The sequence below is a fragment of the Mesorhizobium sp. M0848 genome (genome assembly GCF_040319805.1).
Lineage (GTDB): Bacteria > Pseudomonadota > Alphaproteobacteria > Rhizobiales > Rhizobiaceae > Mesorhizobium.
The window spans coordinates 1-26,905 of the sequence record NZ_JAMYOM010000021.1; the positions used below are offsets into that span (position 1 = coordinate 1).

24 protein-coding genes, 1 tRNA gene, 1 other RNA gene and 2 pseudogenes are annotated in these 26,905 nt (G+C 62.9%); 8 read left to right on the forward strand and 20 right to left on the reverse strand.

Features of this window, described 5'->3' with window-relative positions:
- Positions 1–81 precede the first annotated feature (81 nt).
- The 8 genes and pseudogenes from NKH95_RS22710 to NKH95_RS22745 all read right to left on the reverse strand — a co-directional run bounded on the left by NKH95_RS22710 (position 82) and on the right by NKH95_RS22745 (position 4,942).
- Positions 82–1,818, reverse strand: a complete 1,737-nt coding sequence (locus tag NKH95_RS22710) for a sulfatase-like hydrolase/transferase (RefSeq protein WP_352893294.1) — start codon at positions 1,816–1,818, stop codon at positions 82–84.
- A 161-nt stretch (positions 1,819–1,979) separates the two neighbouring features.
- Positions 1,980–2,267, reverse strand: coding sequence for a GCG_CRPN prefix-to-repeats domain-containing protein (locus tag NKH95_RS22715; RefSeq protein WP_023811460.1), 288 nt, complete (start codon positions 2,265–2,267; stop codon positions 1,980–1,982).
- Between the two features lie 112 nt (positions 2,268–2,379).
- Positions 2,380–2,835, reverse strand: coding sequence for a periplasmic heavy metal sensor (locus tag NKH95_RS22720; RefSeq protein WP_352610780.1), 456 nt, complete (start codon positions 2,833–2,835; stop codon positions 2,380–2,382).
- Positions 2,832–3,278 carry a hypothetical protein gene (locus tag NKH95_RS22725; RefSeq protein WP_352610779.1) on the reverse strand — a complete coding sequence of 149 codons (447 nt, stop codon included), beginning with the start codon at positions 3,276–3,278 and terminating at the stop codon, positions 2,832–2,834. Before NKH95_RS22725 ends, NKH95_RS22720 begins: the two co-directional genes overlap by 4 nt.
- Positions 3,279–3,364: 86 nt before the next feature.
- A pseudogene (locus NKH95_RS22730) lies at positions 3,365–3,906 on the reverse strand (RNA polymerase sigma factor).
- Between the two features lie 45 nt (positions 3,907–3,951).
- Positions 3,952–4,383 (reverse strand): EF-hand domain-containing protein, encoded by a 432-nt coding sequence (locus tag NKH95_RS22735; RefSeq protein WP_023811456.1) that lies wholly within the window; start codon positions 4,381–4,383, stop codon positions 3,952–3,954.
- 163 nt (positions 4,384–4,546) lie between these two features.
- Positions 4,547–4,735 (reverse strand): YodC family protein, encoded by a 189-nt coding sequence (locus tag NKH95_RS22740; protein WP_023811455.1) that lies wholly within the window; start codon positions 4,733–4,735, stop codon positions 4,547–4,549.
- A gap of 131 nt (positions 4,736–4,866) precedes the next feature.
- Positions 4,867–4,942, reverse strand: a tRNA-Thr gene (locus tag NKH95_RS22745).
- A gap of 334 nt (positions 4,943–5,276) precedes the next feature.
- Between NKH95_RS22745 and NKH95_RS22750 the strand changes: the two genes are divergently transcribed.
- Complete coding sequence (locus NKH95_RS22750; RefSeq protein WP_352773451.1) at positions 5,277–6,416, forward strand: hypothetical protein; 1,140 nt, start codon at positions 5,277–5,279, stop codon at positions 6,414–6,416.
- Positions 6,417–6,429: 13 nt separating this feature from the next.
- On the opposite strand, the gene NKH95_RS22755 is transcribed toward NKH95_RS22750, so the two are convergent.
- Positions 6,430–8,031 carry a cisplatin damage response ATP-dependent DNA ligase gene (locus NKH95_RS22755; RefSeq protein ID WP_023811452.1) on the reverse strand — a complete coding sequence of 534 codons (1,602 nt, stop codon included), beginning with the start codon at positions 8,029–8,031 and terminating at the stop codon, positions 6,430–6,432.
- A 235-nt stretch (positions 8,032–8,266) separates the two neighbouring features.
- Complete coding sequence (locus NKH95_RS22760) at positions 8,267–9,277, reverse strand: ligase-associated DNA damage response exonuclease (RefSeq protein ID WP_023811451.1); 1,011 nt, start codon at positions 9,275–9,277, stop codon at positions 8,267–8,269.
- Positions 9,278–9,383: 106 nt separating this feature from the next.
- Here NKH95_RS22760 and NKH95_RS22765 point away from each other — a divergent pair, with 106 nt between their 5' ends.
- From NKH95_RS22765 to NKH95_RS22775, 3 genes and pseudogenes are all read left to right on the forward strand, one after another.
- Positions 9,384–10,301 carry a class I SAM-dependent DNA methyltransferase gene (locus NKH95_RS22765; protein ID WP_023811450.1) on the forward strand — a complete coding sequence of 306 codons (918 nt, stop codon included), beginning with the start codon at positions 9,384–9,386 and terminating at the stop codon, positions 10,299–10,301.
- 364 nt (positions 10,302–10,665) lie between these two features.
- Positions 10,666–11,028 (forward strand): hypothetical protein, encoded by a 363-nt coding sequence (locus tag NKH95_RS22770; RefSeq protein WP_023811449.1) that lies wholly within the window; start codon positions 10,666–10,668, stop codon positions 11,026–11,028.
- Between the two features lie 63 nt (positions 11,029–11,091).
- Positions 11,092–11,619, forward strand: a pseudogene (locus NKH95_RS22775) (P-loop NTPase family protein).
- Positions 11,620–11,630: 11 nt separating this feature from the next.
- Here the strand turns inward: NKH95_RS22775 and NKH95_RS22780 are convergent.
- The 7 genes from NKH95_RS22780 to NKH95_RS22810 all read right to left on the reverse strand — a co-directional run bounded on the left by NKH95_RS22780 (position 11,631) and on the right by NKH95_RS22810 (position 21,100).
- A complete protein-coding gene (locus NKH95_RS22780) occupies positions 11,631–12,572 on the reverse strand; it encodes a 2-hydroxyacid dehydrogenase (RefSeq protein WP_023811448.1) in 942 nt (313 codons plus the stop codon).
- Positions 12,573–12,601: 29 nt separating this feature from the next.
- Positions 12,602–14,233: an ABC transporter ATP-binding protein gene (locus NKH95_RS22785; protein ID WP_023811447.1), complete on the reverse strand. Its 1,632-nt coding sequence runs from the start codon at positions 14,231–14,233 to the stop codon at positions 12,602–12,604.
- Positions 14,230–15,375, reverse strand: a complete 1,146-nt coding sequence (locus NKH95_RS22790; RefSeq protein WP_023811446.1) for an ABC transporter permease — start codon at positions 15,373–15,375, stop codon at positions 14,230–14,232. The genes NKH95_RS22785 and NKH95_RS22790 overlap by 4 nt, the downstream gene beginning before the upstream one ends.
- The gene (locus NKH95_RS22795; RefSeq protein ID WP_013527941.1) at positions 15,375–16,472 is read right to left on the reverse strand and encodes a microcin C ABC transporter permease YejB; all 1,098 of its coding nucleotides are present in this window, start codon (positions 16,470–16,472) and stop codon (positions 15,375–15,377) included. The genes NKH95_RS22790 and NKH95_RS22795 overlap by 1 nt, the downstream gene beginning before the upstream one ends.
- A gap of 30 nt (positions 16,473–16,502) precedes the next feature.
- Complete coding sequence (locus NKH95_RS22800) at positions 16,503–18,371, reverse strand: extracellular solute-binding protein (protein ID WP_023811445.1); 1,869 nt, start codon at positions 18,369–18,371, stop codon at positions 16,503–16,505.
- Complete coding sequence (locus NKH95_RS22805; RefSeq protein ID WP_023811444.1) at positions 18,371–20,251, reverse strand: extracellular solute-binding protein; 1,881 nt, start codon at positions 20,249–20,251, stop codon at positions 18,371–18,373. The genes NKH95_RS22800 and NKH95_RS22805 overlap by 1 nt, the downstream gene beginning before the upstream one ends.
- 156 nt (positions 20,252–20,407) lie before the next feature.
- Positions 20,408–21,100 carry a c-type cytochrome gene (locus tag NKH95_RS22810; RefSeq protein ID WP_352893299.1) on the reverse strand — a complete coding sequence of 231 codons (693 nt, stop codon included), beginning with the start codon at positions 21,098–21,100 and terminating at the stop codon, positions 20,408–20,410.
- Positions 21,101–21,293: 193 nt separating this feature from the next.
- Between NKH95_RS22810 and NKH95_RS22815 the strand changes: the two genes are divergently transcribed.
- Positions 21,294–22,022 carry a 3-deoxy-manno-octulosonate cytidylyltransferase gene (locus NKH95_RS22815; protein WP_128305649.1) on the forward strand — a complete coding sequence of 243 codons (729 nt, stop codon included), beginning with the start codon at positions 21,294–21,296 and terminating at the stop codon, positions 22,020–22,022.
- A 9-nt stretch (positions 22,023–22,031) separates the two neighbouring features.
- Positions 22,032–22,895, forward strand: coding sequence for a prephenate dehydratase (locus NKH95_RS22820; RefSeq protein WP_127293982.1), 864 nt, complete (start codon positions 22,032–22,034; stop codon positions 22,893–22,895).
- A gap of 56 nt (positions 22,896–22,951) precedes the next feature.
- On the opposite strand, the gene NKH95_RS22825 is transcribed toward NKH95_RS22820, so the two are convergent.
- The 3 genes from NKH95_RS22825 to NKH95_RS22835 are packed head-to-tail and all read right to left on the reverse strand — an operon-like array spanning position 22,952 to position 24,700.
- Positions 22,952–23,257 (reverse strand): Dabb family protein, encoded by a 306-nt coding sequence (locus NKH95_RS22825; RefSeq protein WP_127293984.1) that lies wholly within the window; start codon positions 23,255–23,257, stop codon positions 22,952–22,954.
- A 37-nt stretch (positions 23,258–23,294) separates the two neighbouring features.
- A complete protein-coding gene (nudC, locus tag NKH95_RS22830; RefSeq protein WP_352439667.1) occupies positions 23,295–24,239 on the reverse strand; it encodes an NAD(+) diphosphatase in 945 nt (314 codons plus the stop codon).
- Between the two features lie 41 nt (positions 24,240–24,280).
- Complete coding sequence (locus NKH95_RS22835) at positions 24,281–24,700, reverse strand: HIT domain-containing protein (protein ID WP_127293986.1); 420 nt, start codon at positions 24,698–24,700, stop codon at positions 24,281–24,283.
- A gap of 170 nt (positions 24,701–24,870) precedes the next feature.
- Between NKH95_RS22835 and ffs the strand changes: the two genes are divergently transcribed.
- Together ffs and NKH95_RS22845 are read left to right on the forward strand one after the other, a co-directional pair.
- Positions 24,871–24,967, forward strand: an RNA gene (ffs, locus tag NKH95_RS22840) — signal recognition particle sRNA small type.
- 105 nt (positions 24,968–25,072) lie between these two features.
- Complete coding sequence (locus tag NKH95_RS22845; RefSeq protein ID WP_128305646.1) at positions 25,073–26,884, forward strand: DNA polymerase III subunit gamma/tau; 1,812 nt, start codon at positions 25,073–25,075, stop codon at positions 26,882–26,884.
- The last annotated feature ends 21 nt before the right edge of the window (positions 26,885–26,905 follow it).

The window sequence follows — 26,905 nt, forward strand, 5'->3', positions numbered from 1 at the left end:
TGGCCTCCAATCCAGCCAGCATCTTGAATCACAAACATCCGGCTTTGGGAATCCTACGATTCTCTCAAAATAGGAATCGCTCTAGCGGGCGTCTACCGATTGGAACGGCGCCGGCGAACGCAGCGGCGCCGCCTCCGGGAACAGATGCAGCAGCCCTGAATCGACGCGCCGGCGCAGATGCGCGTCCACTTCTGCCCTGTCCTTGCAGCCATGGAACCTGCCGCCGCAATGGTCGCGCAGGCGCACGAGATCGGCCATGACAGGCGACATCGGCAGGCCGGCCGCGTCGAGCAGGCTTGCGCTGAGAAAGCCGACGTCGAGCGGCGCCAGGTCAGGCATCGGATGGCGCAAAGGATGGTTGAAGGTGGTGAGCGTGTAGAAGGTGCGGTAGGCAAGCGAGCCAGGGGTCGCCAAGGCGTCGTCCCCGGCGATCGCGTCGACGAACGGCTTGGTCGCCGACGACTGGTGATCGCCGAACTCGAGCACCACGGCGCCGCGTTCACCGGCATCCGCTTTCCTCTCGTCGAGGAAATGCTGGAAATCGCCGCGCGCTACCGCCATCCGGCGCAGATACTCATTGGCCTGGAAATCGCCCGAGAAAGGCTCGCCCTCGACCTTCAACTCGGGCTCCATCCGCCCCTCATAGGGGGAGTGCGGAAACATGGTCTGGATTTCGAGGAACAGCGGCCGGCCGTCTTCCTTGCGGTGCCTGGCGATGAATGCTTCGGCCGCCTGGTAATAAAAGATATCGCGCAGGTGGTAGAAGGGCGCGGCGATGTCCTTGATGTCGAGCACGGTCTCGAAACCGATCGATTTCAGGAACGGCCCTTCATTGACGAACGAAAAGTCCATCGGCGTCATCACGACAGTTCGATAGCCGCAGCGCGCCAGCACCTCCGGCAAGGCGCCGGCGACCTTGTCCTGCAGGGTGATGGTCAAATAGGGGCTTCGCCAGCCGAAATCGGTGGCCGACAGGCCGGTCATCAGCGACAGATTGGTGATCCAGGTGCCGCCGCCAAACGTCTCGACCTGCATCGGATGCGGCGTGCCGGCTTTGGGTGCGAACCTCTGCAGGAATCCCGCGCCGTTGCCGACCTGCGGAAAATAGCCGGGATCGGACTGGCTTTCGCTGAGCACGAAAAAGACGTCGGGAAGATCAGCCCGGTCGCCGCAATCGACCGTGTCGGCAAAAGGCGGCTGTGGCGCGACGGCTTGCAGCCGCTTTTCGAAGCCCGATTCAACAACGAGGTTGTGCAAATCCAGCAGCGAAACGAAGAAGGCCGACATGTGCCGGCCCTGCATGTAGTAGAAATAACGGTCCTTCGAGGCCTCGGCCGGAAAGGTCAGCGGCACCAGAACGACGAGCGCCGCCATGACCAGGACGCGTGCCGATACCGGCCAGCCGATTTTTCGATCGATCCGGAACAGAAGCACCGCCGCCGTAATGCCGAGCACCAGGGCAACAACGACCGGCGCGATCAGATGGAGGTAGGAGCCGAGCAGGAAGCGGTACACTTCCGGATCCTTCGACACGAAGACCGTGTCGTAGAAGTGCAGCGAAAACCCCTTCATCCTGAATTTGATCGCTGACACCACTGTGATGAAAGCGATGCCCATCCAGGCGAGATAGACGGAAAAGGCAAGGCGCCCCGAAGCCAGGAAGAGAAGTCCGGCAAGGGCAGCCACCAGCGCCAGCGAGAACGGCACCGACAGCCATTCGTGCTCGGCCCGTCCGGCGGCGAAGACACCGGCTAGGCTGACCACGACCAGCGTCAGCGGATGACAGAGCACCCGCCCAAGGATTTGAAGCTGAGCCACAGATTTTCCCATGAATATGCCTGAGCATAGTTTCGGGAAACTCTTCGATTATTTGCGGGCTGAGAACAAATCTATAGTGAATTTAACCTTAATTCCGGGGATCGCGCTGTCCGCAACGGCGGGACCAGGTTTCACAAGCGCCTGGCCCTACCGTGCTTCGATCAGTAGTGGTGCCAGCGATGCCAGCGATGGTGCGGATGCCAGACGTGGACCGGAGCGTGCCAGTAATGGTAGCGCGGGCGCACGATGACGACGCCGCTCGGCACGCAACGTCCCCATCTGTTCGGATGCCAGCCGATGCCGCAGCCCCAGCGGACATGCTCGACCGATGCCTGGGCGGCCGGCTGGGCAACGGACACGATGGGCATTGCGCTGGACGCGGTGGCTGTCACGACCGTTCCGCTGAGGGCCAGCATAGCGGCTGCTGCGTAGTTTTTCAGGCGACTCATAATTGGACTCCGAGTGCTTTCGAGTTTGAAGATGGCCGCCCTGCATGGTGCGATCGGGCAGGCTTGTCCCTTCGCGTCGTTAAACGGCGTCTCCGGCCTTTTCCGTCGGTCGTCATGGCGATTTTTTCGGCGCAACGGCGGCGCGGCGTTCCATATGGCGCAGCAATGCCTGTGCCAGCACGCTCCGGTTTTCGTGTGACGTGTTCGCCGCGAAGTCGACAATGGCCTGTTCAAGCCGGCTGCGCACCGTCACATCGGCATTGCGTGCCCGCTCCAGCGCGGCGGACAAGGCGGCCTTGTCCATGACAGGCTGCTGCAACAGGTCCGCTGCCTCCTGCCTCGCCTGCTGGCCATCTAGAATGATCTGCCGGGACTCCACGCGAACCTGGCGCAGCGCCAGGCGGAACGCCTTGCGGTCCTGGTTGGGAAGCTGTCGGCCAGCCGATTCCAGCGAGACACCCGATTTGGCATTTCTCAGCCAGACCGCACCGCCGGCAAATGCGCCTGCAAGAAAGACGTTCAGCACCACGGAAGCAATGACCAGGCCACGGATCCAGCGCGGGCTCATAGGTTTTCCTCACCGTTCTCGGCATCGGGGCCGGCATCGCCAAACGCCGTCACATTGGCATCCAGCACATAATGGTCCGGCTGGACCTCCGGCGTGACGATGGTCACCAGGGCCAGTCCTGCCACGGCACCGGCCAGACCAATACCGGCAAGTCCAAGTCCCAGCCACCAGAACCACTGACGCCGGCGCTGGACGAGGTGCCGGCCGGCAGCCTGCAGAATGCTGCTGTGCAGCGCCTTGTCCGTGGCGTCGACGCGGTAGCTGTCGAGCAGCGCGTCAAGTGCCCCGGCCTGCCTCAAGATGGCCTTGCCCGCGCCGCTCGCGGCAAAGACCGTGCCGGCCATTCGCTCAGCCTCGGGCCATCGCCGCAAGTCGCCGCCATAGGCCTGTGCCAAGGCGGCAAAGCGCCTGGCATCCATTTCGTTTCTGGACCCTTCAGCCATGTGTCTCCTCCTTGCCCGTCGGCGCCGAGCGCCAGGCGGCACCAGCAAGGCGCAATGGCCGTAGTGCGTTGGTGCTTGCCCGGTGCTTACTCATCGGCGCCATCCCGGTCAGGATCGCCTGCAGCGACCGCCGGCCGCGCGCAAGCAGGCTCTCCAGGGCATCGACGCTGATCTGCAAGGTCGCTGCCGCCTCGATATTGGACATCTCCTGATAGTAGACCAGAACGATCGCTTCGCGCTGGCGCGGCGCTATGGCTTGCAGTGCCCGTTCGACCCGAAGCGCGTCCTCTTGGCGAGGGGCGTCGGGAAGTGCCGCAGGGTCGACCACGTCCGGCAGGTCGCCGGTCACCCATTCGCGCCTGCGACGCAGCCGGTCGTAGCAAAGGTTGAGCGTCACCCGGTGGATCCAGCTGTCGAAGCGCGCATTGCCGCGCCGCCAGCTCGCGGCATGGCGCCAGATCCGCACGAAGGTTTCCTGCGCGACATCCTCGGCCTCCGCCGCATCGCCGAGCATGCGCACGGCAAGCGCCAGTATACGTGGCAGCTTGCGCGCGACGAGCGTTTGCACGGCTGCGGGCTCGCCGGCGCCAACACGGCGAACCAGCTCCTCGTCCGGATCCGCAGCCATCAGTCGGCGCACTCCCGATGTTCATCGCGCGTCATTGCCTCTTGGTCATTGTTCCTGCTTGGGAGCGGTTTTGTGGCCCGGCAGTTCGTCGGCCGTTAAAATGCCGTCGGCATTCTTGTCCAGCCGGGCGAAGCGCCTGGCGAAGAATGCATCGAGTTCGGCGCGATCGATGAAGCCGTCATGGTTGGAATCGATCCGCGCGAAGGATTTGGCGGCGTCGCCTTTGGCGTTGCGCTTCGTCTGAAAGGCCTCCCACTCCAGCAGGCTGATCTTGCCGTCGCCGTCGGTATCGGCCGCCATGATCGCCTTCTCGCGCCGCTTCTGGAATTTGGCCAGCGTGATGTCGGACCTGGTCCCCGAAGCGCCTGGCGCGGCAAGTGGCGCGGCCGTTGGCGGTGCAGGCGGCGTCGCTGCCTGGGCGAAAGCCGCAACGGTCTGCAAACTCAAGGCAACGACTGATATCGAACGACTGATCATGTTGTGCGTCTCCAGGTTGGCGCGACGCAGACGGCTTGTGCCGCCATCGCGCTTCAACCGTTAAACGCCGCGACCCGGAAAATCCGTCGGTCGCGCGTGCTGATCCGTTCAAGCCCGGACAACAGAGGGTGCCCATCCCGATCTGATCGGGATGGAAGAAACTCTAGTCCGACTGGTCGGCCGCAATCAGTTGTTCGGGCTTGAACCCGGCATGTTGCGGGGTCCACACCTCGCCCTCGCGATTGAACCAGTGGCACAGATACATGCCCGAGGCTGCGCCATCGCTGATCGTCATCCTGGGGCCTCCGGATTTCAGCCTGACGACGTCTCCGGTCTTGAAATTGTTGGGCATTTTTTGACCTCCCATGCTGAGGCCATGAGTTTCACACCAAACCGGGGTCTCGACAATGGCAGATCTGCCAGGCCGGCGTCGCAGTCCTTTGCACCAGCTGCGAAGGGGCAGACGACAAAACGGAGGAGGAATGGTGCCGCTTGCGTGACTCGAACACGCGACCCCCGCATTACGAATGCGGTGCTCTACCAACTGAGCTAAAGCGGCCCGGGAAGCCAAGGCCTCCAAGATGCGGCGGTGATAGACGCAACCGGGCGCGAATTCAAGATGCGACTTGGCAATTCCTGCGTCGGCGTCATGGCACCCTCGAAAGCCGGCCGCCGCCGCCTTGTCCGCGAGTCAATCGCCAAGGGAATACGGCGCACGGTGCGTGCGCTCCCTGTGCGCGAAAATCGGCGAAGCATGCTGATTTTGTTGCCGGAACAGCGCCGGAATGGACTTTGCACACCTCTGCGAGGCAGAATACGCCGCTCGCCCGTTGATTGATTGGTCGCCTGCGGCTAACGATCACGGCAAGGTTGGCAAAGACAGAGGGACCTGCTTGGACGCGATCGAAAAAGCGATCCGGAACGCCTTGGAGAAAGGCAATGCCGAGGACCGCGCGTTCCGCGAGAGGGTCTATCGTTCGGCTTTTGCCGCGCTCGATCGCGCGCTCCAGGCCAATCCCGGTGTGACCGTTGAGGTCGCCATCAAGCGCCGCAAGGCAATCCAGGCGAAAATCACCGAAATCGAATCCGAGTTCCTGCCGGCGGTGCCGGATGCCGGCCCGCAGGGCGATGCACCGGCGGTCGAACTCGGAGCGGACCCGGCGCCCGCGGTCGAAACCGGCCGACAGGCATCGTCCCCCGATGTCGTCGTCGACGGACCCGTGCAATCCGCTGCCGATGCGCCGCGCTCCCGCGTCCTGCCCGTCGTTCCCGATATCATGCCGGACGCCACGCTTCCCGATGCTCCGGCCATCGACATGTCGGTTCCGGCCTCGGCCGGTGCGACGACGGAAGTGGCGCCCGACCGCGATGAACGGCGCATAAGGGGACGTCGCCTGCCGCTGACCGCCATCTTCCTGACCGTGACACTGCTCGCCGCGGTTGGCATCGGCCTGTTCTTCGCCGTGCAGACCGGCGTGTTCAAGACATCCGCGCAACTCGACACCGCCCCGCCGCAGGCGCCGCCGACCGTCGAGGACGACGATTTCACACCGGCCGACGGCGGTCCGGCAAAACCCGGCGCCGCGGACCAGGCGCGCGACTGGATCAATGTGTTTTCGCCGGCCGATGCATCCCATGTCAGCGCGCCGTCTGACGCCAGGGCCGAGGTGATGAAGGACGATACCGGTTCGTTCCTGCGCATCCGTTCCGGCGCGTCCGGTTCGGCGATCAGTTTCGACGTCGGACAAGGCGTGCTGGAGAAGCTCGCCGGCAAACATGCCGTGTTCGACATCATTGCCCGCTCCGAAGAAGGCAAGGAGACGCAGATTTCGGTCGACTGCAATTTCGGCGAACTCGGCGACTGCGGCCGCAAGCGCTATGCGGTCGGCCAGCAGCAGAACGAATATCTGTTCGATGTGCAGTTTCCGGACAAGCATCCGGGCTCGGCCGGCACCATTGCCATCAATTCCGACTTCGACAAGCAGGGTAAGGCCGCGGACATCTACGAAATCCGCGTTTCGATCGAGCCGTAAGAGCGCTGAACGGCTAGCGGTCGAGCAGCGCCTGCAGCGTCTCGATGCGGTCGGCCTCGTTGGCCGGCTTGTCCCAGCGCAGCCGCGAAATGCGGGGAAAGCGCATGGCGACGCCGGATTTGTGCCGGGTCGAGCGGTTCAGCCCTTCGAAGGCGACTTCCAGCACCAGGCCGTTGTCGCGGTCGGCCCGCACCGAACGCACCGGCCCGAAACGCTCGATCGTGTTGTCGCGGACATATTTGTCGATCTGCTTCAGCTCCGCATCGGTGAAGCCGAAATAGGCCTTGCCGACCGGCACCAGTTCCTCCTCGCCTTCGGCACCTGTCCAGACACCGAACGTATAGTCGGAATAGAAGCTCGAGCGTTTGCCGTGGCCGCGCTGGGCATACATCAGCACGGCGTCCACCGTGTGCGGATCGCGTTTCCATTTGAACCATGGACCTTTCGGCCGGCCGGCGACATAGGCTGAGTCCCAGCGCTTCAGCATGACGCCTTCGATGATCGGATGCGGCGGCACCCGGCGCAGTTCCTCCAGCGTTTGCCAATCCGTGAAGTCGACGAATGGCGAAATATCGAAACGGCTCGGGTCGAGCGTTCCGACAAACGCTTCCAGCCGGCCGCGCCGCTCGCGAAACGACAGCGCGCGCAGATCCTCGCCGCCGACCTGGAGCAGATCGTAGCAGCGCATGAAGGCCGGGTATTGCTGCTGCATCTTCGGTGTCACCGTCTTGCGGTTCAGCCGCTGCTGCAGATCCGAGAACGTTCCCGTCGCCTGCCGGGGATCGCCGACAAGCAGTTCGCCGTCCAGCGTTGCGGAAAAATGCATGGCATCGGCGAGGTCCGGAAAGGCACCCGAAACGTCATCGCCGGTGCGCGAATAGAGCCGGCGGATGCCGCCCTCGGCCACCGCCTGGACACGGATGCCGTCCCATTTCCATTCTGCGGCATAATCCGCCGGATCGAGCTTTTCGAGATCGCCTTCACTGAGCGGGTTCGACAGCATTACCGGGCGAAACAATGCCAACGCCGTGTTCCTGGGCTTTTCGGCCTTGCCCTCCAGCCACGCGAACAGCGCTGTGTAAGGCGGTGACAGCCCGTGCCAGAGCTCCTCGATCTCGGCCACTTCGACCTTGCCGAAATCGGCCAGCGCCTGTTTGGCCAGCCGCGCCGATACGCCGATGCGCAGCCCGCCGGTGACCAATTTGATGATGGCAAAGCGCGCCGAGGTGCCGGCGCTGTCGAGCAGCCCGGCCAGTACCTTCGGCCCGTCGGAGCGGCTCGCCGCCTGCAGTCTGGCCACGACCTCGCCAAGCGTCGGCTCGCGGTTCGGAAGGTTTCCGGGCGTTTGCGGCCAGACCAGCGACACCGTTTCGGCGAGATCGCCGACATAGTCGTAGGAATAGCCGAACAGCACCGGATCCATGCGCTCGGTGACCAGCATGCGCAGCATCGCCGGCTTGACCGCGGCAATGTGGAGATCGCCGGTGATGGCAGCCAGCGCCAGCCCGCGATCGGGATCCTCCACGGCTCGGAAATAGTCGGTCAGCAAGGTCAGCTTGCCATTGCGCGACGGCGTCAGCACCAGGCGGTCGAGAAGCTCGGCGAAGCGGTTCATGGTGACACTACTGGATGGGCTTGGCACTTCGGCACACCCCCCTCTGTCCTGCCGGACATCTCCCCCGCAAGGGGGGAGATTGACAGCTTCGATGCCAGCACTCTCCTTGCGCGGTTGGTGATTAGCGAAAGCGGCGGTGACATCTGATCTCCCCCCTTGCGGGGGAGATGGCCGGCAGGCCAGAGGGGGGTGTGAAGGATCGCGGCGCCGGTGATTGGTGGATCAGCAACTAGCATCAATCGCCCTCGTCCTCGTACCCTACCAGGTGCAGTGGTCGCGCCGCGATGCCTTCGAGCTCGCACCAGCGCACCAGCGCTTCCTCGCGGCCATGCGTCACCCAGATTTCCTCGGCTCCGGTCTCCCTAATGGTGGCGGTCAGCTCATCCCAGTCGGCATGGTCCGAGATGATCAGCGGCAGTTCGACGCCGCCTTGCTTGGCGCGCTGGCGAATGCGCATCCAGCCTGACGCGAAGCACGAGATCGGATCGGGAAAGCGCCGCGCCCAGCGGTCGGCGAAGGCCGATGGCGGGCCGACGACGATGGCGCCGGTAAAATCATCCTTGCCCCCGCTTTCGACGGTTGCCGGCTCCAGTTGCCCAAGGTCTATGCCTTGGCTCTGGTAATACTCACTGAGTTTGGCCAGCGCGCCATGGATGTAGAGCGGCCTGTCGTAGCCGGCGTCGCGCAACAGCCGCATCACCCTTTGCGCCTTGCCCAGCGCATAGGCGCCGACCAGATGCGAGCGCTCGGGGAACTGCGCTGCCGATTTCAGCAGGCGGGCGATCTCTTCGGTATCGGGGGGATGGCGAAACACCGGCAGGCCGAAGGTCGCTTCGGTGATGAACACATCGCACTGGATCGGCTCGAATGGCGCGCAGGTCGCGTCTCTCTGCCGCTTGTAGTCGCCGGAAGCGACGATGCGCGTGCCCTGATGCTCGACCGCTATCTGCGCCGAGCCCAGCACATGGCCGGCTGGATGGAAGCTGACGCTGATGCCATTGAGTGCAATCGTCTCGCCGAGCTGTGCCGCTTGCGTCGCGCCAGCGAAATTCTCGCCGTAGCGCAGGCCCATAATGTCGAGCGTCTGCCGCGTCGCCAGCACCGAGCGGTGGCCGGAACGTGCGTGATCGGAATGGCCATGCGTGATCAGTGCCCGGTTGACCGGCCGGACCGGGTCGATGAAGAAATCGCCCGGCGGGCAATAGAGGCCCTCGGGCCGGGGATGAAGCAGGTCGCTGGGGCGCATGATCCCCAAGATAGGATATAATTCCGCGGCGGGAAGCCTGTTGTAACTCACTGCTGACTCCCGCATAGAGCACCGCCGGCTCGATCCGCCGGCAGGACCCATCGCCATGAAACCGCTTCAAGCCTCGTCCGGCGACTTGAACGCCGATCGTCGTGCCGATTATGCCGAGATGCTGCACGCGGATGGCGATCACGCAGCAGCGGCGGAATTGCTGCTCGGCGCGCTGGAAATGACACCGCAATGGGCCATGGGCTGGTTTCGCCTCGGTGAGATGCAGCAGGCGGCGGGCGCGGCGGATCTGGCTGCACAGGCCTGGACGATGTCGCTGCAGCTCGATCCATCGGATCGTCAAGGCGCTGCACTGAACCTGCAATTGATCGGCAAGGCGCCGGCGCTCGACGCGCTCCCCAGCGCCTTCGTCGAGACACTGTTCGACCATTATGCCGAGAGCTTCGACGAGTCCCTGGTCGGCAGGCTGGGGTACCGGCTGCCTGAGATGCTCGACCAAGCCATTCGAGCGGCAAGGCCGGGCCGCTTCGCGCTGGCGCTCGATCTTGGCTGCGGCACCGGCCTGACGGGACAGAGGCTGCGGCCGATCGCCGACCGGCTGGAGGGATATGACATTTCGGCCAGGATGCTGAGAAAGGCGCGGACCAAGGGCGTCTACGATTTCCTCGATAAGGCCGATCTGCGGGATTTTCCCTATGCCGGTCCGAAAGCCGATCTGGTGACGGTGGCCGATGTTTTCATCTATGTCGGCGCGTTGGGCGGCGTGGTGAAGACGATTGCCGGGCTGCTGGCCACGGATGGCCTGTTCGCATTTTCCGTGGAGACGCTGGCTGGCGACGGCGATTTCATGCTGCTGCCGTCGCGCCGCTATGCGCATGCGCAACACTATGTGCGCGAGGTCCTGGCCGCCAACGGGCTTTCGGTCCTGTCACTGGAACCAACCGTGATCCGGCAGGATCGCGGGGAACACGTCAACGGGCTGATCGTTGTGGCCGGGGCTCCGAACTCAGCCTAGCAAAGACCTGGCGACAGCCAGTTCGGCGGTGTCCGCCGTTTTGCCGGGCAGCGCGATAGGAATTTTTTCTTGACATCCTGCCCTCAGCTATGATACATTTTCGCCCATGGTGCTGATTTGTGCCAGTCACCCGCCGCACAGGCGGTTTTTCGTTTGATGCTCCGTCAGCCACGCGCCGGCCAAGGCTCCGAAGGAACCCTTTGCCCCGAACTCGCAGCCCTGCCGTTGTGGCAGGCAAGCTGCCGGCGAAGGGGTCTATCGCCACCTCGCAAACATTCTTGCTGTGAAAAAGTCCGATTTGCATGCGCGACTGATATTTGCGATCTGCTCGCATCAGGGTGGGATATCAGGAGGAGCATAGTCGATGCGCTGGAACATGATGATCTTGGCCTCTTGCCTGCTGACCGCCGGCTGCGTCGGCGGCACTTCGATGTCGGAACAGCAGGATGCGAACGTCCAGTCCTCCCTGCAATATGACAACGTGCCCTGCGACCAGTTGCTGGCGCAGCGCAACGGCTTGGCGCAGCAATACAACCTTCCGACGAAGGCCAAGCCGACCTTCTCCAATCCGGCGATGGGCTTCGGCCCGTTCACGCCTGACATGCGCTCCAAGGCCAAACGCGATACCGACAAGGCGAGCGGCGAGATCGATGCCATGAACCGGTCGATCGATCGCCGCGAATGCGGCCAGCCGGACAAGCAGAAGAAACTCGCCCTGCCTGGCTAAAGATCCGAGGCCGCCACGGGTTGAGAATCGCAGGCAACAAACCACCTCGTAGGGCACGATCGGATGCATCTCTCGGAGCTAGGGGACCGCATATGTATCTTGGGGCCGTCCAACAGCGGCAAGTCGACCCTTGCCGCTGCGATTGCCCGCAAACGTGATCTGGCGACTATTCATCTAGATCAACTCTTCCATCTCCCGAACACGGATTGGGAAGCGCGCCCAAGGGACGAATTCATTGCCTTGCATGACGCCGCTATCGCCGGCGAGCGTTGAGTGATGGATGGAAATTATTCGGTTTGCATGCCCCAACGCTTTCTGCGAGCGACGGGATTGATCTTGTTGGATATATCGACGCCGACAAGCCTGCTGCGCTATATCAGGCGAACACTGTTTGAGATTGAGCGGCGCGGTGCCTAGGAGGGCGGGCACGACAGCATCAAATGGGATATGATCCACCATATCACCGTGGCCACACCGAAAAATCGCAACCGGTACCGGGCAATGTTCGAACAACTCGATCTGCCAAAGGTCCAGTTGTCGTCACTGCGGGCAATCAAGAAATGCTTCCGGGAGTGGGACCTGGCCCGATGAGGCTGTCCTGGTTAATACCCTGCCTCGCGGTCCACCAGATTGTCGAGCTTTTCGCCGCGCTCGAAGGCGTCCATCTGGCGCAGCATGATCGGCGCCAAATGGACAGGGTCGGAGGTCGCCGCCGCGTGCGGCGTCACGAACACTTTTGGATGCCCCCACAGCGGACTGGTCTTCGGCAGCGGTTCGACCTCGAACACGTCGAGGCTTGCCTCCTTCAATGTGCCGTCATCCAGTGCCCGCAAAATGTCGGCATCCTTCTGCAGGCGGCCGCGTCCGGCATTGATCAGCACAGAGCCGCCGAGGCCGTTGCGTTTGCGCAATTCCTTCAGCACGCCATAGTTGATGATGCCCTTTGTCTCCGGCGTCAGCGGCAAAAGCACGACCAGGATGTCGGTTGCCTTGAGGAAGGGGATCAGCCCGGCTTCGCCGGAATAGGTCGCGACGCCTTCCATGGCCTTGTCGGTGCGCGACCAGCCATTGACGGCAAAGCCGAGCGACAAAAGCACCGAGGCCGCGGCGCGGCCGAGACTGCCGAGGCCCATGATGCCAACCGAAATGTCACCGGCAGGCCTCTGCTGCGGCTCGTGCCAGATCTTCTTCGGCTGCTGCGACCGGTAGAGCAGGCCCTGGCGGTGATGGTCGAGAACCCGCCAGACGACATATTCGGTCATGTACTGGGTGAGGTTGTCGGCGACGACCTTGACGATCGGCACATCGGGCAGGCCGGGATCGGCGAAGATATGATCGACGCCGGCGCCGATCGAGAAGATGGCGCGCAGATTGGGCAGCGACGACAACAGGTTCGGCTTCTGCTTCCACACCACGGCATAGGTGATCGACGGGTCGCTGGCGCCGTCGGGCTCCAGCACCACCTCGCGCTCGGCCGACAGGAGCTCGCGCCAGCGCTGCGGATGAAAGCCGGTGACGGCAAGCAGGATACGGCCTTTTTCCATTGCGGTCTTTTAGTCCCTCTCTACGCAAATCACTCGCTGACGATGCCGACCGGTGCCGTCTCGATTTTGAAGGCGGCCGAGATCAGCGCCCGAGTATAGTCGGTTTGCGGATTTTCAAAAATCTGCTGGGAAGGACCGGCTTCGACGATCCGGCCATTGCGCATGACGATGACGTCGTTGGCCAGCGCCCGGATGACTTTCAAATCATGGCTGATGAAGAGATAGGCGAGATCGTGCTTGGCCTGCAGGCTGCGCAGCAGATCGACGACCTGCGCCTGCACGCTCATGTCAAGTGCCGATGTCGGCTCGTCCAGCATGACGAAGCGCGGGTTGAGCACCATGGCGCGTGCGATGGCGACGCGCTGGCGCTGGCCGCCGGAAAACTCGTGCGGATAGCGGTTGCGTGTCGCAGGGTCTAGCCCGACCTCCTTCAGCACGGCGGCCACCTTGTCGTCGCGCTCGTCGGGCGACAGCTTCGGCTCGTGGATCTTGAGGCCTTCTTCGATGATCTCTGCGATCGACATGCGCGGGCTGAGCGAGCCGAACGGATCCTGGAAGACGATCTGCAATTCGCGCCTGAGCGGCCGCATGGCGTTGAAAGTCAGCTGGTTGATGTCGCGACCGTTGAACTGGATCGTTCCGGTCGACGAAATCATTCTTGCCAGCGCCAGGCCGAGCGTCGTCTTGCCGGAGCCGGATTCGCCAACCACGCCAAGCGTCTGGCCGGCGCGCACGGTGACATCGATGCCGTCGACCGCCTTCACATTGTCGACGGTGCGGCGGAAGAAGCCCTGCTTGATCGGGAACCAGACCTTTATGTCCTTGCCGGTCATGACAGGCTTGGCGGCGGCATTGGCGGCCGGCGGCTTGCCCTTCGGCTCGGCCGCCAGCAGATGCCGCGTATAGGCATGCTGCGGATTGGCGAAGATCTCCTTGGTCGGCCCGGTCTCGACGATCTTGCCCTTGGTCATCACGCAGACGCGGTCGGCAATCTTGCGCACGATGCCGAGATCATGGGTGATGAACAGCATCGACATGCCCTTGCGGCTCTTCAAGCCGGCCAGCAGTTCGAGGATCTGCGCCTGCACGGTGACGTCGAGTGCCGTCGTCGGCTCGTCGGCGATCAGAAGTTCGGGCTCGTTGGCCAGCGCCATGGCGATCATCACGCGCTGACGCTGGCCGCCGGACAACTGGTGTGGATAGGCATCGAGGCGCTTGTGCGGATCGCGGATGCCGACCTCGTTGAGCAAGGCCAGTGTGCGTTCCTTGGCCGGGCGGTCGGCCATGCCCTGATGCAGCTTCAGGATCTCGACGATCTGCTGCTCGATCGTGTGCAGCGGATTGAGCGAGGTCATCGGCTCCTGAAAGATCATGGTGATCTTGTTGCCGCGCACCTGCCGCAACTGCTTCTCGCTCATCGCCAGCAGGTCGGCGCCCTGGAACAGGATCTTTCCCGAGGGGTGGCTGGCGCTTGGATAGGGCAGCAGCTTCAGCACCGAAAGCGCCGAGACCGATTTGCCGGAGCCGGATTCGCCGACCAGCGCCACCGTCTCGCCCTTGGCGATGTCGAACGAGATGTGGTCGACGGCCGTCGACTGGCTACCGCCCTGGCTGAAGGCGACGCTGAGGTCCTGTACGCTGAGCAAGGGGGCTTCGCTCATCTGAAGGTCTTGCGCGGATCGAAGGCATCGCGCGTCGCCTCGCCGACGAAGACCAGCAGCGACAGCATCAGCGAGATGACGACGAAGCCGGAGATGCCGAGCCACGGCGCATTGAGGTTCCGCTGCGCCTGCTTGAGCAGTTCGCCGAGCGAGGCGGAGCCGGGCGGCAGGCCAAAGCCGAGGTAGTCGAGTGAGGTCAGCGTCGAGATCGAGCCTGAGAGCAGGAAGGGCATGAAGGTCAATGTCGCCACCATGGCGTTGGGCAGCAGGTGCCGGAACATGATGGTGCGGTTGGGCACGCCGAGTGCCCGGGCCGCGTTGACATATTCGAAATTGCGGGCGCGCAGGAACTCGGCCCGCACCACGCCGACCAGCGCCACCCAGGAGAACAGCAGCATCAGGCCGAGCAGGATGAAGAAGCCCGGCGGCAGGATGGCGGCGACGATGAGCAGGAGATAGAGCACCGGGATGGCGGACCAGATTTCGATGAAACGCTGGAACAAGAGATCCGTCCAGCCGCCGAAATAGCCTTGCACGGCGCCGGCCGCGACGCCGATCAAGGCCGAGCCGGCGGTCAGGATCAGGCCGAACAGCACCGAAATGCGGAAACCGTAGATGACGCGCGCCAGCACGTCGCGCGCCTGGTCGTCGGTGCCGAGCCAATTCCAGTTGCCGACCATGCAGGCCGGGTCGGCGGCACCCTGCGGATACTGGTTGCAGCGCTTCGTGGCGTCATACTGCCACGACGGCTTGGCCGGCGCTGCTTCCGGAATGGCGTTGTTGACGGTCTGATAGGAGTAGCGCACCGGTGGCCAGATCATCCAGCCATTGGCGTTGATCTCGTCCTGGATGACCGGGTCGCGATAATCGGTGACGGCATAGAAACCGCCGAATTTTTCCTCGGGGTAGGCGACCAGCACCGGAAACAGGATCTCGCCCTTGTAGGAGGCGATGATCGGCTTGTCGTTGGCGATGAACTCGGAAAACAGCGACAGCACGAACAGGACGAGGAAGATCCACAGCGACCAGTAGCCGCGCCGGTTGGCTCTGAAGTTCTGCAGGCGCCGCTTGTTGAGCGGCGACAGAAACGGCCGCTTTATCCGCGCGGGTGCCGCGTCCACGGGGACTGTAGCCTCCGACATCAGACGTCTCTCCGCTCGAAATCGATGCGCGGATCGACCCAGGTGTAGAGCAGGTCGGACAAGAGACCGACGAACAGCCCCAGCAGCGAGAAGATGTAGAGGTTGGCGAACACCACGGGATAGTCGCGCTCGACCACCGACCGGAAGCCGAGCAGGCCGAGGCCATCGAGGGAAAAGATGTTCTCGATCAGCAGCGAGCCGGTGAAGAAGGCCGAGATGAAGGCGCCGGGAAAGCCGGCGATGACGATCAGCATGGCGTTGCGGAAGACGTGGCCGTAGAGCACCTGCCGTTCCGACAGACCCTTGGCCCTCGCCGTCACCACATACTGCTTGCGGATTTCTTCGAGGAACGAGTTCTTGGTCAGCAGCGTCGTGGTGGCGAAGGCCGATAGCACCAGTGCGGTCAGCGGCAAGGTCATGTGCCAGAAATAGTCGACGATCTTTCCCCACCAGGACAATTGATCCCAATTGTCCGAGGTGAGGCCGCGCAACGGAAACCAGTCCCAGAAAGACCCGCCGGCAAACAGCACCATCAGCATGATGCCGAACAGGAAGCCCGGAATGGCATAGCCGACAATGACGACGCCGCTGGTCCAGACGTCGAAGGGAGTGCCGTCCTTGACCGCCTTGCGGATGCCGAGCGGGATCGAGATCAGGTAGGACAACAGCGTGATCCACAGCCCGATCGAGATCGACACCGGCATTTTCTCCAGGATCAGGTCGAGCACCGAAATGTCGCGGAAATAGCTGTCGCCGAAATCAAAGCGGGCGTAATTCCAAAGCATCATGCCGAAGCGCTCGAGCGGCGGCTTGTCGAAGCCGAACTGCTTCTCCAGCTTCTTGATGAATTCCGGATCGAGTCCCTGCGCACCGCGATATTTGGAACTGACGTCGCCGGCGGCATCGAAATTGCCGCCAGCGCCCGCGTCGCCACCACCGCCGCCGAGGCGGTCGCTGCCGCCCTGATTGGTCAGCCGGGCGATGACCTGTTCGACCGGACCGCCGGGGGCGAACTGGATGACGGCGAAGGATATCGCCATGATGCCGAACAGCGTCGGGATCATCAAAAGGATGCGGCGCAGGATATAGGCGCCCATCAGGCCTTCTGCCCTCGTTGAGCGAACATCTCAGCCTTTGCCAATTCTTGCCGCCTTGCCCTTATCGAACCACCACAGCGTCTCGACCGGAAAGCCGAAATCGGGCTTCTGTTCGACAAAGCCGAACATGTCCCAATAGGCGACGCGGTGATTCGCCAGATAGTATGTTGGAATCCAGTCGAGCCGCGCGCGCAAGACCCGGTCGAGCGCTCTGAGCGCCGTGACGAGTTCTATACGGTCTTTCGCCTTGCCGGCTGCCGCGATCAGGGCGTCGATGGCCTTGCTTTCGGTGCCCGGATAGTTGCGCTGCCCCGGGATTTTCGCCATCCGGGAATCATAGAGCATCTGCAGGCTGTCGTCGGTCGGCGTCGCCCCGATTGACCAATGCAGCAAGGCGAGATCGAAGTCGTAATTGCTGTGCCGCTGCTCATACTGCGCCGAATCGATTTGCCGGATCGATGCGTCGATCCCGATCGCCTTCATATTCTCGGACCAAGGGGTGTAGATGCGAACGATGCCGTCGTCCTCCGCCAGCATTTCGACCCGCAGCCGCTCACCCTTGTCGTTGACGACGAAACTGCCATCGCGCTTCCAGCCGGCTTGCGCAAGCAATCTCGAAGCCTCGCCCAGCAGCTTGCGGTCATGGCCCGAACCGTCGGACAGGGGCTGTGTTACCGCTTCACCGAAAACCTCTGGCGGCAACTCGGCCCGGAACGGCTCCAGCAGGGCCAATTCCTCAGGCGAGGGCAGGCCTTCGGCCTTGTAGTCCGACCGTTCGAAATTCGATTGAGAGCGCTCGTAGGAGCCGTAAAACAGCGCCCGCTTCATCCATTCGAAATCGAAGCACCTGGCGATCGCCCGCCGCACCCGCTCATCGCGGAATTGCGGACGACGCTGGTTCAGCGCGACAGCCTGCATGTCCGGCGTCTTCTCGCCGGGAAATTCCCGTTTGACGACCTTGCCGTCCTTCAGCGCCGGAAAGTCGTAGCCGGTAGCCCATACCCGTGAGGTGAATTCCTCGCGAAAATGCGTGTCGCCTTTCTTGAAGGCCTCGAATGCCGCTTGCCGGTCAAGATAGAAGTCGATGCGGATGCGGTCGAAATTGTAGAGGCCGCGGTTCACTGGCAGATCGCGGCCCCAATAGTCGGCCACGCGGTCATATTCGACAGTCTGTCCGGCCGCCACGCGTCCAATCTTGTAGGGACCCGAGCCAAGCGGCGGTGTCATGGTCGAAGCATCGAAATCATTGGCCGTATAAAAGGCCTTGGAGACGATAGGCATTCCCACGATCGCAAGGATGTTTTGCGCCGACTGCTTGCCGTTGAGGGTGAGATCGACGGTAGCGGGATCGACCGCAACCGCGTCGGTCATGTACCGCAACGCTTGGGAAAGGTTAGGATGGCCTTTGTCTTGATAAAGCTTCAGCGAAAAGACAACGTCCTGCGCGGTCAGCGGCGAACCGTCGTGGAAACGCGCTTGCGGTCGCAGCGCGAAGCGGAAACCGTTGCGGTCCGGCGACAGGGTAACGGTTTCGGCAAGCAGGCCGTAGGCCGCATCCGGCTCATCGAGCGCGCTTGTCATCAGGGAATCGAAACAAAGTTCGGTACGCGGCGGCGCCTCCCCCTTCAACACCAGTGAGTTCAATGTGTTGAAGGTCAGGAAGCTCTGATTGAGGGTCGAGTTCGGCGGCGCGAAATTCATCTGGCCACCCTTTGGGGCGTCCGGATTGACGTAGTCGAAATGCGCGAAACCGAGCTTGTATTTGAGGTCGCCGAAGGCCGACAGGCCGTGCAGCTTGGTGCCGGTCGCAGTGTCGGCGAAGGCCTTGCCGGGCAGCAAGGCGGCGGCTGCCGCGGCACTGCCCAGGGCGAGAAAGTCGCGGCGGGCAAGGGCCGCCATCAATTGCCACCCTTGTATTTGGCCGCCAGCGCCTTCTCCTTGTCCGGGTCGATCCACCAAGAGTCCAAATCGACGCCGAGATAGGTTGGCTGTTTTTCAGGCATTGCGAACTTGTTCCAGTATGCGGCCCGAACTTTCCCCAGGTGCCATTGCGGCACCATGTAGAAGTTCCAAAGCAACACTCGGTCAAGGGCATGGGTCGCAGCCATCAGGTCGTCTCGGTCCGTTGCAAAGATGACGCGGTCGATCAGTGCGTCGACGACAGGATTCTTGATGCCGGCCAAATTTCGTGATCCGGCCCTGTCCGCAGCTGTGGAACTGAAAAAGTCGCGCTGTTCGTTGCCGGGTGAGTTGGATTGCTGAAAACCTGCGAGCGCCAGCATATCGAAGTCGAAAGCGCGAGTACGGTTGGTGTATTGGCTGTCATCGACAATGCGCAGCGTTGCATCGATGCCCAGCCGCCGCAAATTGTCGATGAAAGGCGAGGCGACCCGCTCGTCAACGGGATCGTTGCCGAGGAACTCGATCTTGAACACTTCGCCGGTCTTCGCATTCACCAGCTTTCCGGCCTGATTGACCCAGCCGGCTTGCTTGAAAAGCTCGTAGGCCTTGCGCAAATTCTCGCGACCCGATTGTGGCGTGTCGTAGACCGGCAGCTTGAATTCCTGCTTGAACAGTTCAGGTGGCAACTTGTCTCGAAACGGCTGGAGTATCTCCAACTCCTTGCCCTGTGGCAGGCCGGTCGAGGCCAGATCGCCGCCTTCGAAATAGCTGTCTGTGCGCGTATAGGCGCCGAAGAAAATGGTTCGGTTCATGCTCTCGAAATCATACGCGTAGGTGAGTGCCTGGCGTACGCGTACATCCTGGAACAGCGGGCGGCGCGTATTTATCAAATAGGACTGCATGGGTTCCGGTGAGGTTGTGGGGAACTCCTTTTTGATGACATCTCCGGATTTGATCGCCGGAAAGGTGTATTCGACCGCCCAACGCTGGGCGCGTGTCTCGGCGCGGAAGTCTTCGAACCCCCCTTTGGTGAAGGCCTGCCAACCGGCGTTGTCGTCAAGGAAATAGCTGAAACGCTGCCTGTCGAAATTCTCGCGGCCGATCTTCACTGGCAGTTTGGCGCCCCAATAGTCCGGCACACGCTGCCAGACGATTTCGGAACCCGGCTTGAAACTCGCGATCTTGTAGGCCGCTGACCCCAGCGGCGGCTCCAGAGTCGTCTTGGTGATGTCGCGCTTCTTGCCGCTGGCGTCGTTGCCCTCCCACCAATGCTTTGGCAGAACGACGAGATCGCCGAGAATCTTCGGCAGTTCCCTGTTGCCTTTCTGATTAAAGTGGAACTCGACCTCGCGATCGGAGACCGCGACCGCGTCGGTGACGTTCTCAAAATAGCGGTTATACAACGGGCTGTTGGCCTTCAGCACCTGGAACGACCAGATCACGTCGTCGACAGTGATCGGCTGGCCGTCGTGCCATTTGGCGCGCGGGTCGAGGCGGTAGGTCGCGGAGGAATAGTCGGCCGGATACTTGTAGGCATCGGCGATCAGTGGGTGGCTGGTGCTGCCTTCGTCGGTCGCCTGCTCCATCAGCGTGTCGTAGAGTAGGCCGCCGCCGAATCCCACGAGGCCGGCCGCCGGCGATCCCTGCACGATATAAGGATTGAAGTTGTCGTAGGTGCCGATCACCACCCGGTTCAGCGTGCCGCCCTTGGGCGCGTCGGGGTTGACGTAGTCGTAGTGCTGGAAATTGGCGCCGTATTTGGACTCGCCGATCAGCGATGACGTGGTGCGCCATTCATCGGCGAGGGCAGCCTGCAATCCCGCCGCCAGAAGGGCTGCCGCCAGCAACGACTTGAGAAGCGTTCGGCCAACCGTCATGCACTATCCTCTTCGCAATGCCCGTTCATCGGCAATCTAGATGATTTGGCGCCCGTGAAAACCGCCATGCGCGGCTTTGTCGCCGCCTATGCGGTTTTCCCAACAAAAAAGCCGGGCTGAACCCGGCTTTTTCAAGGTCGTCGAGATGATATCTGGTTATTGGGCAGGCGCCGGTGCGGGTGCGGCCGGAGCCGGGGCGGCAGGAGCGGCCGGTTTCGCGGGCGCGGCACCATCAGCCGGCTTTGCCGGAGCGGCTGCATCGGCAGGCTTGGCGGGCGCGCCTGCATCGGCGGCGGCACCCGGTGCCGGCAGCGGCTTGGGATTGTCGGACAGCGTGCGCAGATAGGCGATGACGTTGGCGCGGTCTTCTTCCTTCGGCAGGCCGGCAAAGCCCATCGCCGTGCCTTTAACGTCCTTCTTGGGCGACGTGATGAAGTGGTTGAGGTTATCGTAGGTCCACTTCTCTGTGCCGCCCTTGGAATATCCCTTCATGCCCGCCGAATAGGCGAAGCCCTCGTGAGAGGCGACCGGACGGTCGACGATGTCCCACAGATCGGGGCCGACCTTGTTAGGACCGCCCTTTTCGCCGGAATGGCAGGCCTGGCACTTCTTGAAGATGGCAGCGCCCTGTTCGGCATTTGCATTGGCCAGAAGATCTGCGATCGGCTTTTCGGCTGCGGCAGGAGCGGCCGGGCCGCCTTCGGCGGGCTCCGCGGCCTCGATGGCGAAGCCGGGCTTTTCCGGCGCAGGCGAGGCAAACAGCGCATCGGACACAATGCCGACCGAGAAGACGACGAAAACGGTTCCGAGCAATCCGGCGAGCAGTTTGTTGACTTCGTTGGAATCCATACGCCCCTTGCTCCCTTTTCCGGCGGACAGAACCGTCCACTCCGTCCGTCGGTATCGTGACCCGTCCTGCCAGGGCGGTCAAATCGGGCGGAAACTAGGTCTTTTGCTGCGGCGTTGCAACACCTATAAGGGCGCTTCCAGTGAGACCTTTTGCCACTTTCCCTGTCCTCTTTCGAGACGCCTTGCACCCGAAATGTCCACGCTGATCCTGATCCCGGCCCGCATGGCCTCGACCCGCCTGCCGGGCAAGCCGCTGGCCGACATCGCAGGCGCCCCGATGATCGTCCATGTCGCCCGCCGCGCCGCCGAAGCCGGCCTTGGCCGGGTGGTGGTGGCGACCGACACGCAAAGCGTGGCGCAAGCGATGCGCGCGCACGGGTTCGAGGCCGTGATGACGCGCACGGATCACGAATCCGGCTCCGACCGCATCCACGAGGCGCTGATCGCGCTCGACCCCGGGCGCAAGGTCGAAACCATCGTCAATGTGCAAGGCGACCTGCCGACCATCGATCCGCAGATTATCGCCGCGTCGCTCAGGCCTTTCGAGGACAGTGCGGTGGACATCGCCACGCTCGGCGTCGAGATCGTCCGCGACGAGGAAAAGACCAATCCCAATGTCGTCAAGATCGTCGGTTCGCCGCTTTCCGGCAGCAGGCTGAGGGCGCTCTATTTCACCCGTGCCACGGCGCCTTGGGGCGAGGGGCCGCTCTATCATCATGTCGGCCTCTACGCCTATCGCCGCGAAGCACTTGAGCGTTTCGTCGCGCTGAAGCCGTCGCCGCTCGAACGGCGCGAGCGGCTGGAACAGTTGCGGGCGCTGGAAGCCGGCATGCGCATCGACGCCGAGATCGTCCAGTCGCTGCCGCTCGGCGTCGACACGCCGGAAGACCTCGAACGCGCCAGACAGATCCTTTCAACCTGAGATATCGGCATGCCTGAAAAGACCAACAGAATATCCTTCCAGGGCGAGCCGGGCGCCAATTCCGACACTGCCTCCCGCAACGTCTATCCATCGATGGAGCCCTTGCCGTGCCCGACCTTCGAGGATGCGTTCAACGCGGTCGAGACCGGCAAGGCCGATCTCGCCATGATCCCGATCGAGAACACCATTGCCGGGCGCGTCGCCGATATCCATCATCTCTTGCCGGAATCGAAGCTGCACATCATCGGCGAATATTTCCTGCCGATCCATTTCCAGCTGATGGTGCTGCCGGGCGTCAGGCGCGACGAGATCAAGACGGTGCACAGCCACATCCACGCGCTTGGCCAGTGCCGCAAGTACATCCGCAAGAACGGCTGGAAGGCGATCGTCGCCGGCGATACGGCTGGTGCAGCCAAGATGGTCTCCGAGGTCAAGGACCGCACCATGGCGGCGCTGTCGCCGGCGCTGGCAGCGACCCTCTACGGGCTCGACATCATCGAGCAAAACGTCGAGGACACCGACAGCAACGTCACCCGCTTTGTCGTCCTGACCAAGAACAAGCAATGGGCCGAGCGCCCATCACCCGACGTCAAGATGATGACGACCTTCATCTTTCGCGTCCGCAACGTGCCGGCCGCGCTCTACAAGGCGATGGGCGGTTTTGCCACCAACGGCATCAACATGACCAAGCTGGAGAGCTACCAGTTGGGCGCTTTCACGGCGACGCTGTTTTATGCCGACATCGAGGGCCATCCCGACGACCCGCTGGTCAAGCTTGCGCTGGACGAGCTCCGTTTCTTCTCCCGCGAAGTGCGGATTCTGGGCGTCTATCCGGCCAGTGAGTCGCGTGAGCAGTGGAAGGTTGCGGACTGATCGCTACTGGGCATGATCTTGTCCAAAAACCGGTTTCCACTTTTCGGGACCATGCCCTAAATCACCGCGCCCAGCGGCACGTAGTCGATCTCCATGAAGGCCTCGACCTCCGGCACCCAGCGGTCGCGCACGAAGGCGACATGGTCCGGATGGTCGTTGTACCTGTTGTAGGCGGCCTGGTCGGCGAACTCCATCGAGAAGCCGAAATGATAGTCGTTCTTGGGGCTGATCTGCCGCAATTGCTCGAAATGCGTGACGCCTCTGATCGCGGTTAGGATTTTCTTGGCGTCGACCAGGAACCGCTTTTCCTCCAGCGAATGCGGCGGATGCTTCAGCGTGAAAACGACGGTGTGACGGATCATGTCCTGCTCCTGCAATGTCTTTCGGTGTTCGCTGCCATCATTCTGAATCGACCCAGGCGCGGATGAGGTGATGCGCAATGGCGCCTTTCGGCGGCGTGACCAGATTGTCCTTGTGCGTCCTTTCCAGCATCAGGCGCACCTCGTCGCGAAAAAACCAGCGGCAGTCCTCAAGCTCGTTGAGGTCGGCCTGGATATCGTCATTGAGCGGCTCGCCGAAGCAGCCGATCATCAGCGAATAGGGGAACGGCCAGGGCTGGCTGGCGTGGTAGACGACGCGGCCAAGCCGTATACCGGCCTCTTCCAGCGTCTCGCGGCGCACCGCCGCCTCGATCGTCTCGCCCGGCTCGATGAAGCCGGCAAGGGCCGAGTACATGCCCGGCGCGAAATGCCGGCCGCGTCCGAGCAGGCATTTTTCCCGCGTCGCCGTCAGCATGATCGCCACCGGGTCGGTGCGCGGAAAATGCTCGGTGCCGCAATTCGGGCAATGGCGCTTGTAGCCGCCGGCCCGCATCTGCGATTCCGTACCACATTTGCTGCAGAAGCGATGGCTGGCATGCCAGGCAAGCAGGGCCGCCCCTTGCGCCATCGCGCCAGCCGCCGCCTCGTCGATCAGCCCTTGCATGTAGACCGAGCGGTAGTCGATGGCCTTGACTGCTTCCGGAAGCTGTTCGGGTTCGAAGCCGGCGGGCACGGCCAGCACCGGTCCTCGTTCGGAAAAGCCGAGCAGAATGCCTTGCGCTAGGGAAACCTTGAAGGGCTCGCTCTCGGTGGCGCCGAACCAGGGATCGAGAGCGCCGCTATCGCCGAGCTTCAAATAGAGCCGGCCGCCATGCATCAGAAGCAGCCGTGTCGCCGGATCGGCCAGCGCCTTGTCGACCGAATCGTCGGCGCGGTTCTCGGACTGCCGGTCGATCATGTTGCCGGCAAAGCCGACGAACTGGCTCGGCTCGCGCAAAGGCGCGTCAAACAGGCGGAAGCTCATGGGGACTCTGGGATACGTTGAGGGATGGACACGGGGAACGCTTATAGCGCCGCCTTGATCGTTTCGGCAAACCGTCGCAAGTCGGAACGTTGATAGGGCTCTCGCAGACCATGTCCCCACACAGGGCCTGGCCAGCCGGGATCGCCTTCCGAACGCGCGATGACATGGATGTGCAACTGGCGCACGATGTTGCCGAGCGCGCCGGTGTTGATCTTGGTGCAGCCGGTCGCCTTCTTCAGCGCCTGCGCCACCATATTGGTCTCGAAGGTCAGCATCGTCTGGTCGAGCGGCGTCATGTCATGGATTTCCTCCGCGCCGGGCCGCTGCGGCACCAGCAGCAGCCATGGCCAGCGGCGGTCGTTCATCACCCGCAATTCGCACAGCCCAAGCCACATCAACTGTTCGCTGTCCGCCTCCAGCCGTGCGTCCAGCGTGAATCCGGCCTCCAGGCCCGGCAGCATCGGCGTTTCCCTTGCTTTTCTTGGTTTGCTCAACACATGAAGGCTAGAGCGGCGGCAAGGGGGCTGCAAGCGAATCATTGCGCCCCTCACGCATTGGTGCGCCAATTCCATATTTTGCGATTTCTTCGGCGGACTTGCATTTCGTCGCGCAATTGCCGATATGGAAAGCGGGAGGTTGGTGGTGGACGATCCACTCGCCAACCGGGTCAGGTCCGGAAGGAAGCAGCCCTAACGAGCCCGGAACGGGTCATTGTTCCAGCCTCCCACCTCATCGGCCCCTCTCGCGACATTGACGACGCATTGCAGCGCGGGCGAGACTATGCGCAGGAATCGGCCGCCTTCGGGCGCGGCCATTTGGAGCTTTACGGGCGTATGAGCGAAGCCGGAAATTCGGGACCAAAAAGCCTGGAGATAGGCAAGGCCGCCGCCTATCGCGTGCTGGCGCGCAAGTACCGTCCTTCGAACTTCTCCGAGCTGGTCGGCCAGGAGCCGATGGTGCGCACCCTCACCAATGCCTTTGCCACCGGCCGCATCGCCCAGGCCTGGATGCTGACCGGGGTGCGCGGCGTCGGCAAGACCACGACGGCGCGCATCCTCGCGCGGGCCCTGAATTATAAAACCGCTGATATCGACCAGCCTTCGGTCGACCTCGCGGTGCTCGGCGAGCATTGCCAGGCGATCATGGAGGGCCGCCATGTCGACGTCATCGAGATGGACGCCGCCTCGCATACCGGCATCGACGACATCAGGGATATCATCGAGCGCGTGCGCTATGCGCCGGTCTCGGCCCGTTACAAGGTCTATATCATCGACGAAGTGCACATGCTGTCGACACAGGCCTTCAACGGCCTGCTGAAGACGCTGGAAGAGCCGCCGCCGCACGTCAAATTCATCTTCGCCACCACCGAAATCCGCAAGGTCCCGATCACTGTCCTGTCGCGCTGCCAGCGCTTCGACCTGAGGCGCATCGACGCCGGCGCGCTGGTCGCGCATCTCGGCTCGATCTCGGCCCAGGAAGGCATTGCGGTCGACGACGACGCGCTGGCGATGATCGCGCGCGCCGCCGAAGGCTCGGCCCGTGATTCGCTCTCCATCCTCGACCAGGCGATTGCCCATGGCGCCGGCACTGTCGGTGCCGCGGCTGTGCGGGCGATGCTGGGACTTGCCGACCGCGCCCGCATCGTCGATCTGTTCGAACATGTGATGAAGGGTGATGTGGCAGCCGCCCTTGGCGAATTCCGTGCGCAGTATGACACCGGCGCCGATCCGGCCGCCGTGCTGACCGACCTTGCCGAATTCAACCATCTCGTCACCCGGCTGCGTTTCGTGCCGACGGCCATCGAGGATGCCTCGCTGTCGGAGGACGAGCGGCAGCGCGGCGCCGATTTCGCAAGGACGCTGTCGGTCAGGGTGCTGTCGCGGACATGGCAGATGCTGCTCAAGGGCATTCCCGAAGTGCAGTCCTCCAACCGGCCGGTCAGTGCCGCCGAAATGGTGCTGATCCGGCTGGCGCATGCCGCCGACCTGCCGACGCTGGACGAGGCGTTGAGATCGCTCGAGGGCGGAGCGTCGGTCCAAAGCGGCGCGCCGCGCCCGAATGGCGCGCCTGCAAGTTCCGGCAACGGCGGTGGCGCCGGCGCGGTGGCGCAGACGCGCATGCCCGCCGGTCCTGGCGGTGCGCAGACCATGCGGCTGGTCGAAGCCTCGCCTGCTGCCGTTGCCTACGTCGCTCCTCCGGAGCCGGCCATGGAATCGGCGCCGCTGAAATCGCTGGCCGACATCATTGCGCTCGCCGATGCGCAGCGTGACATCGCCTTCAAGGTGCTGGTCAAGAGCTGCATCCGGTTTGTGCGCATCGAGCCCGGCCGCATCGACGTCGGCCTGACCGGCGATGCGCCCAAGATGCTGCTCAACGACCTGACGACGAAATTGCGCGCCTGGACCGGCCGCAGCTGGCTGGTCTCGCTGTCGAAGGAAGAGGGCGGCCAGACGCTCGCCGAAATGGAATCGGCCAAGCGCGAGACGGCTTTTCTCGATGCCAAGAGCGACCCGACCGTGGCCGCTATCCTGGCGCGCTTTCCCGGCGCCAAGATCATCGACGTGCGCATTCCAGACGCGCCGGAAGCCGAAACGACAGAGGCTGAAGTGCCGGTCGAGCCGCCGGCTGACGACGATGAACCCTGATCCAGCCACGAATCCGCAAAG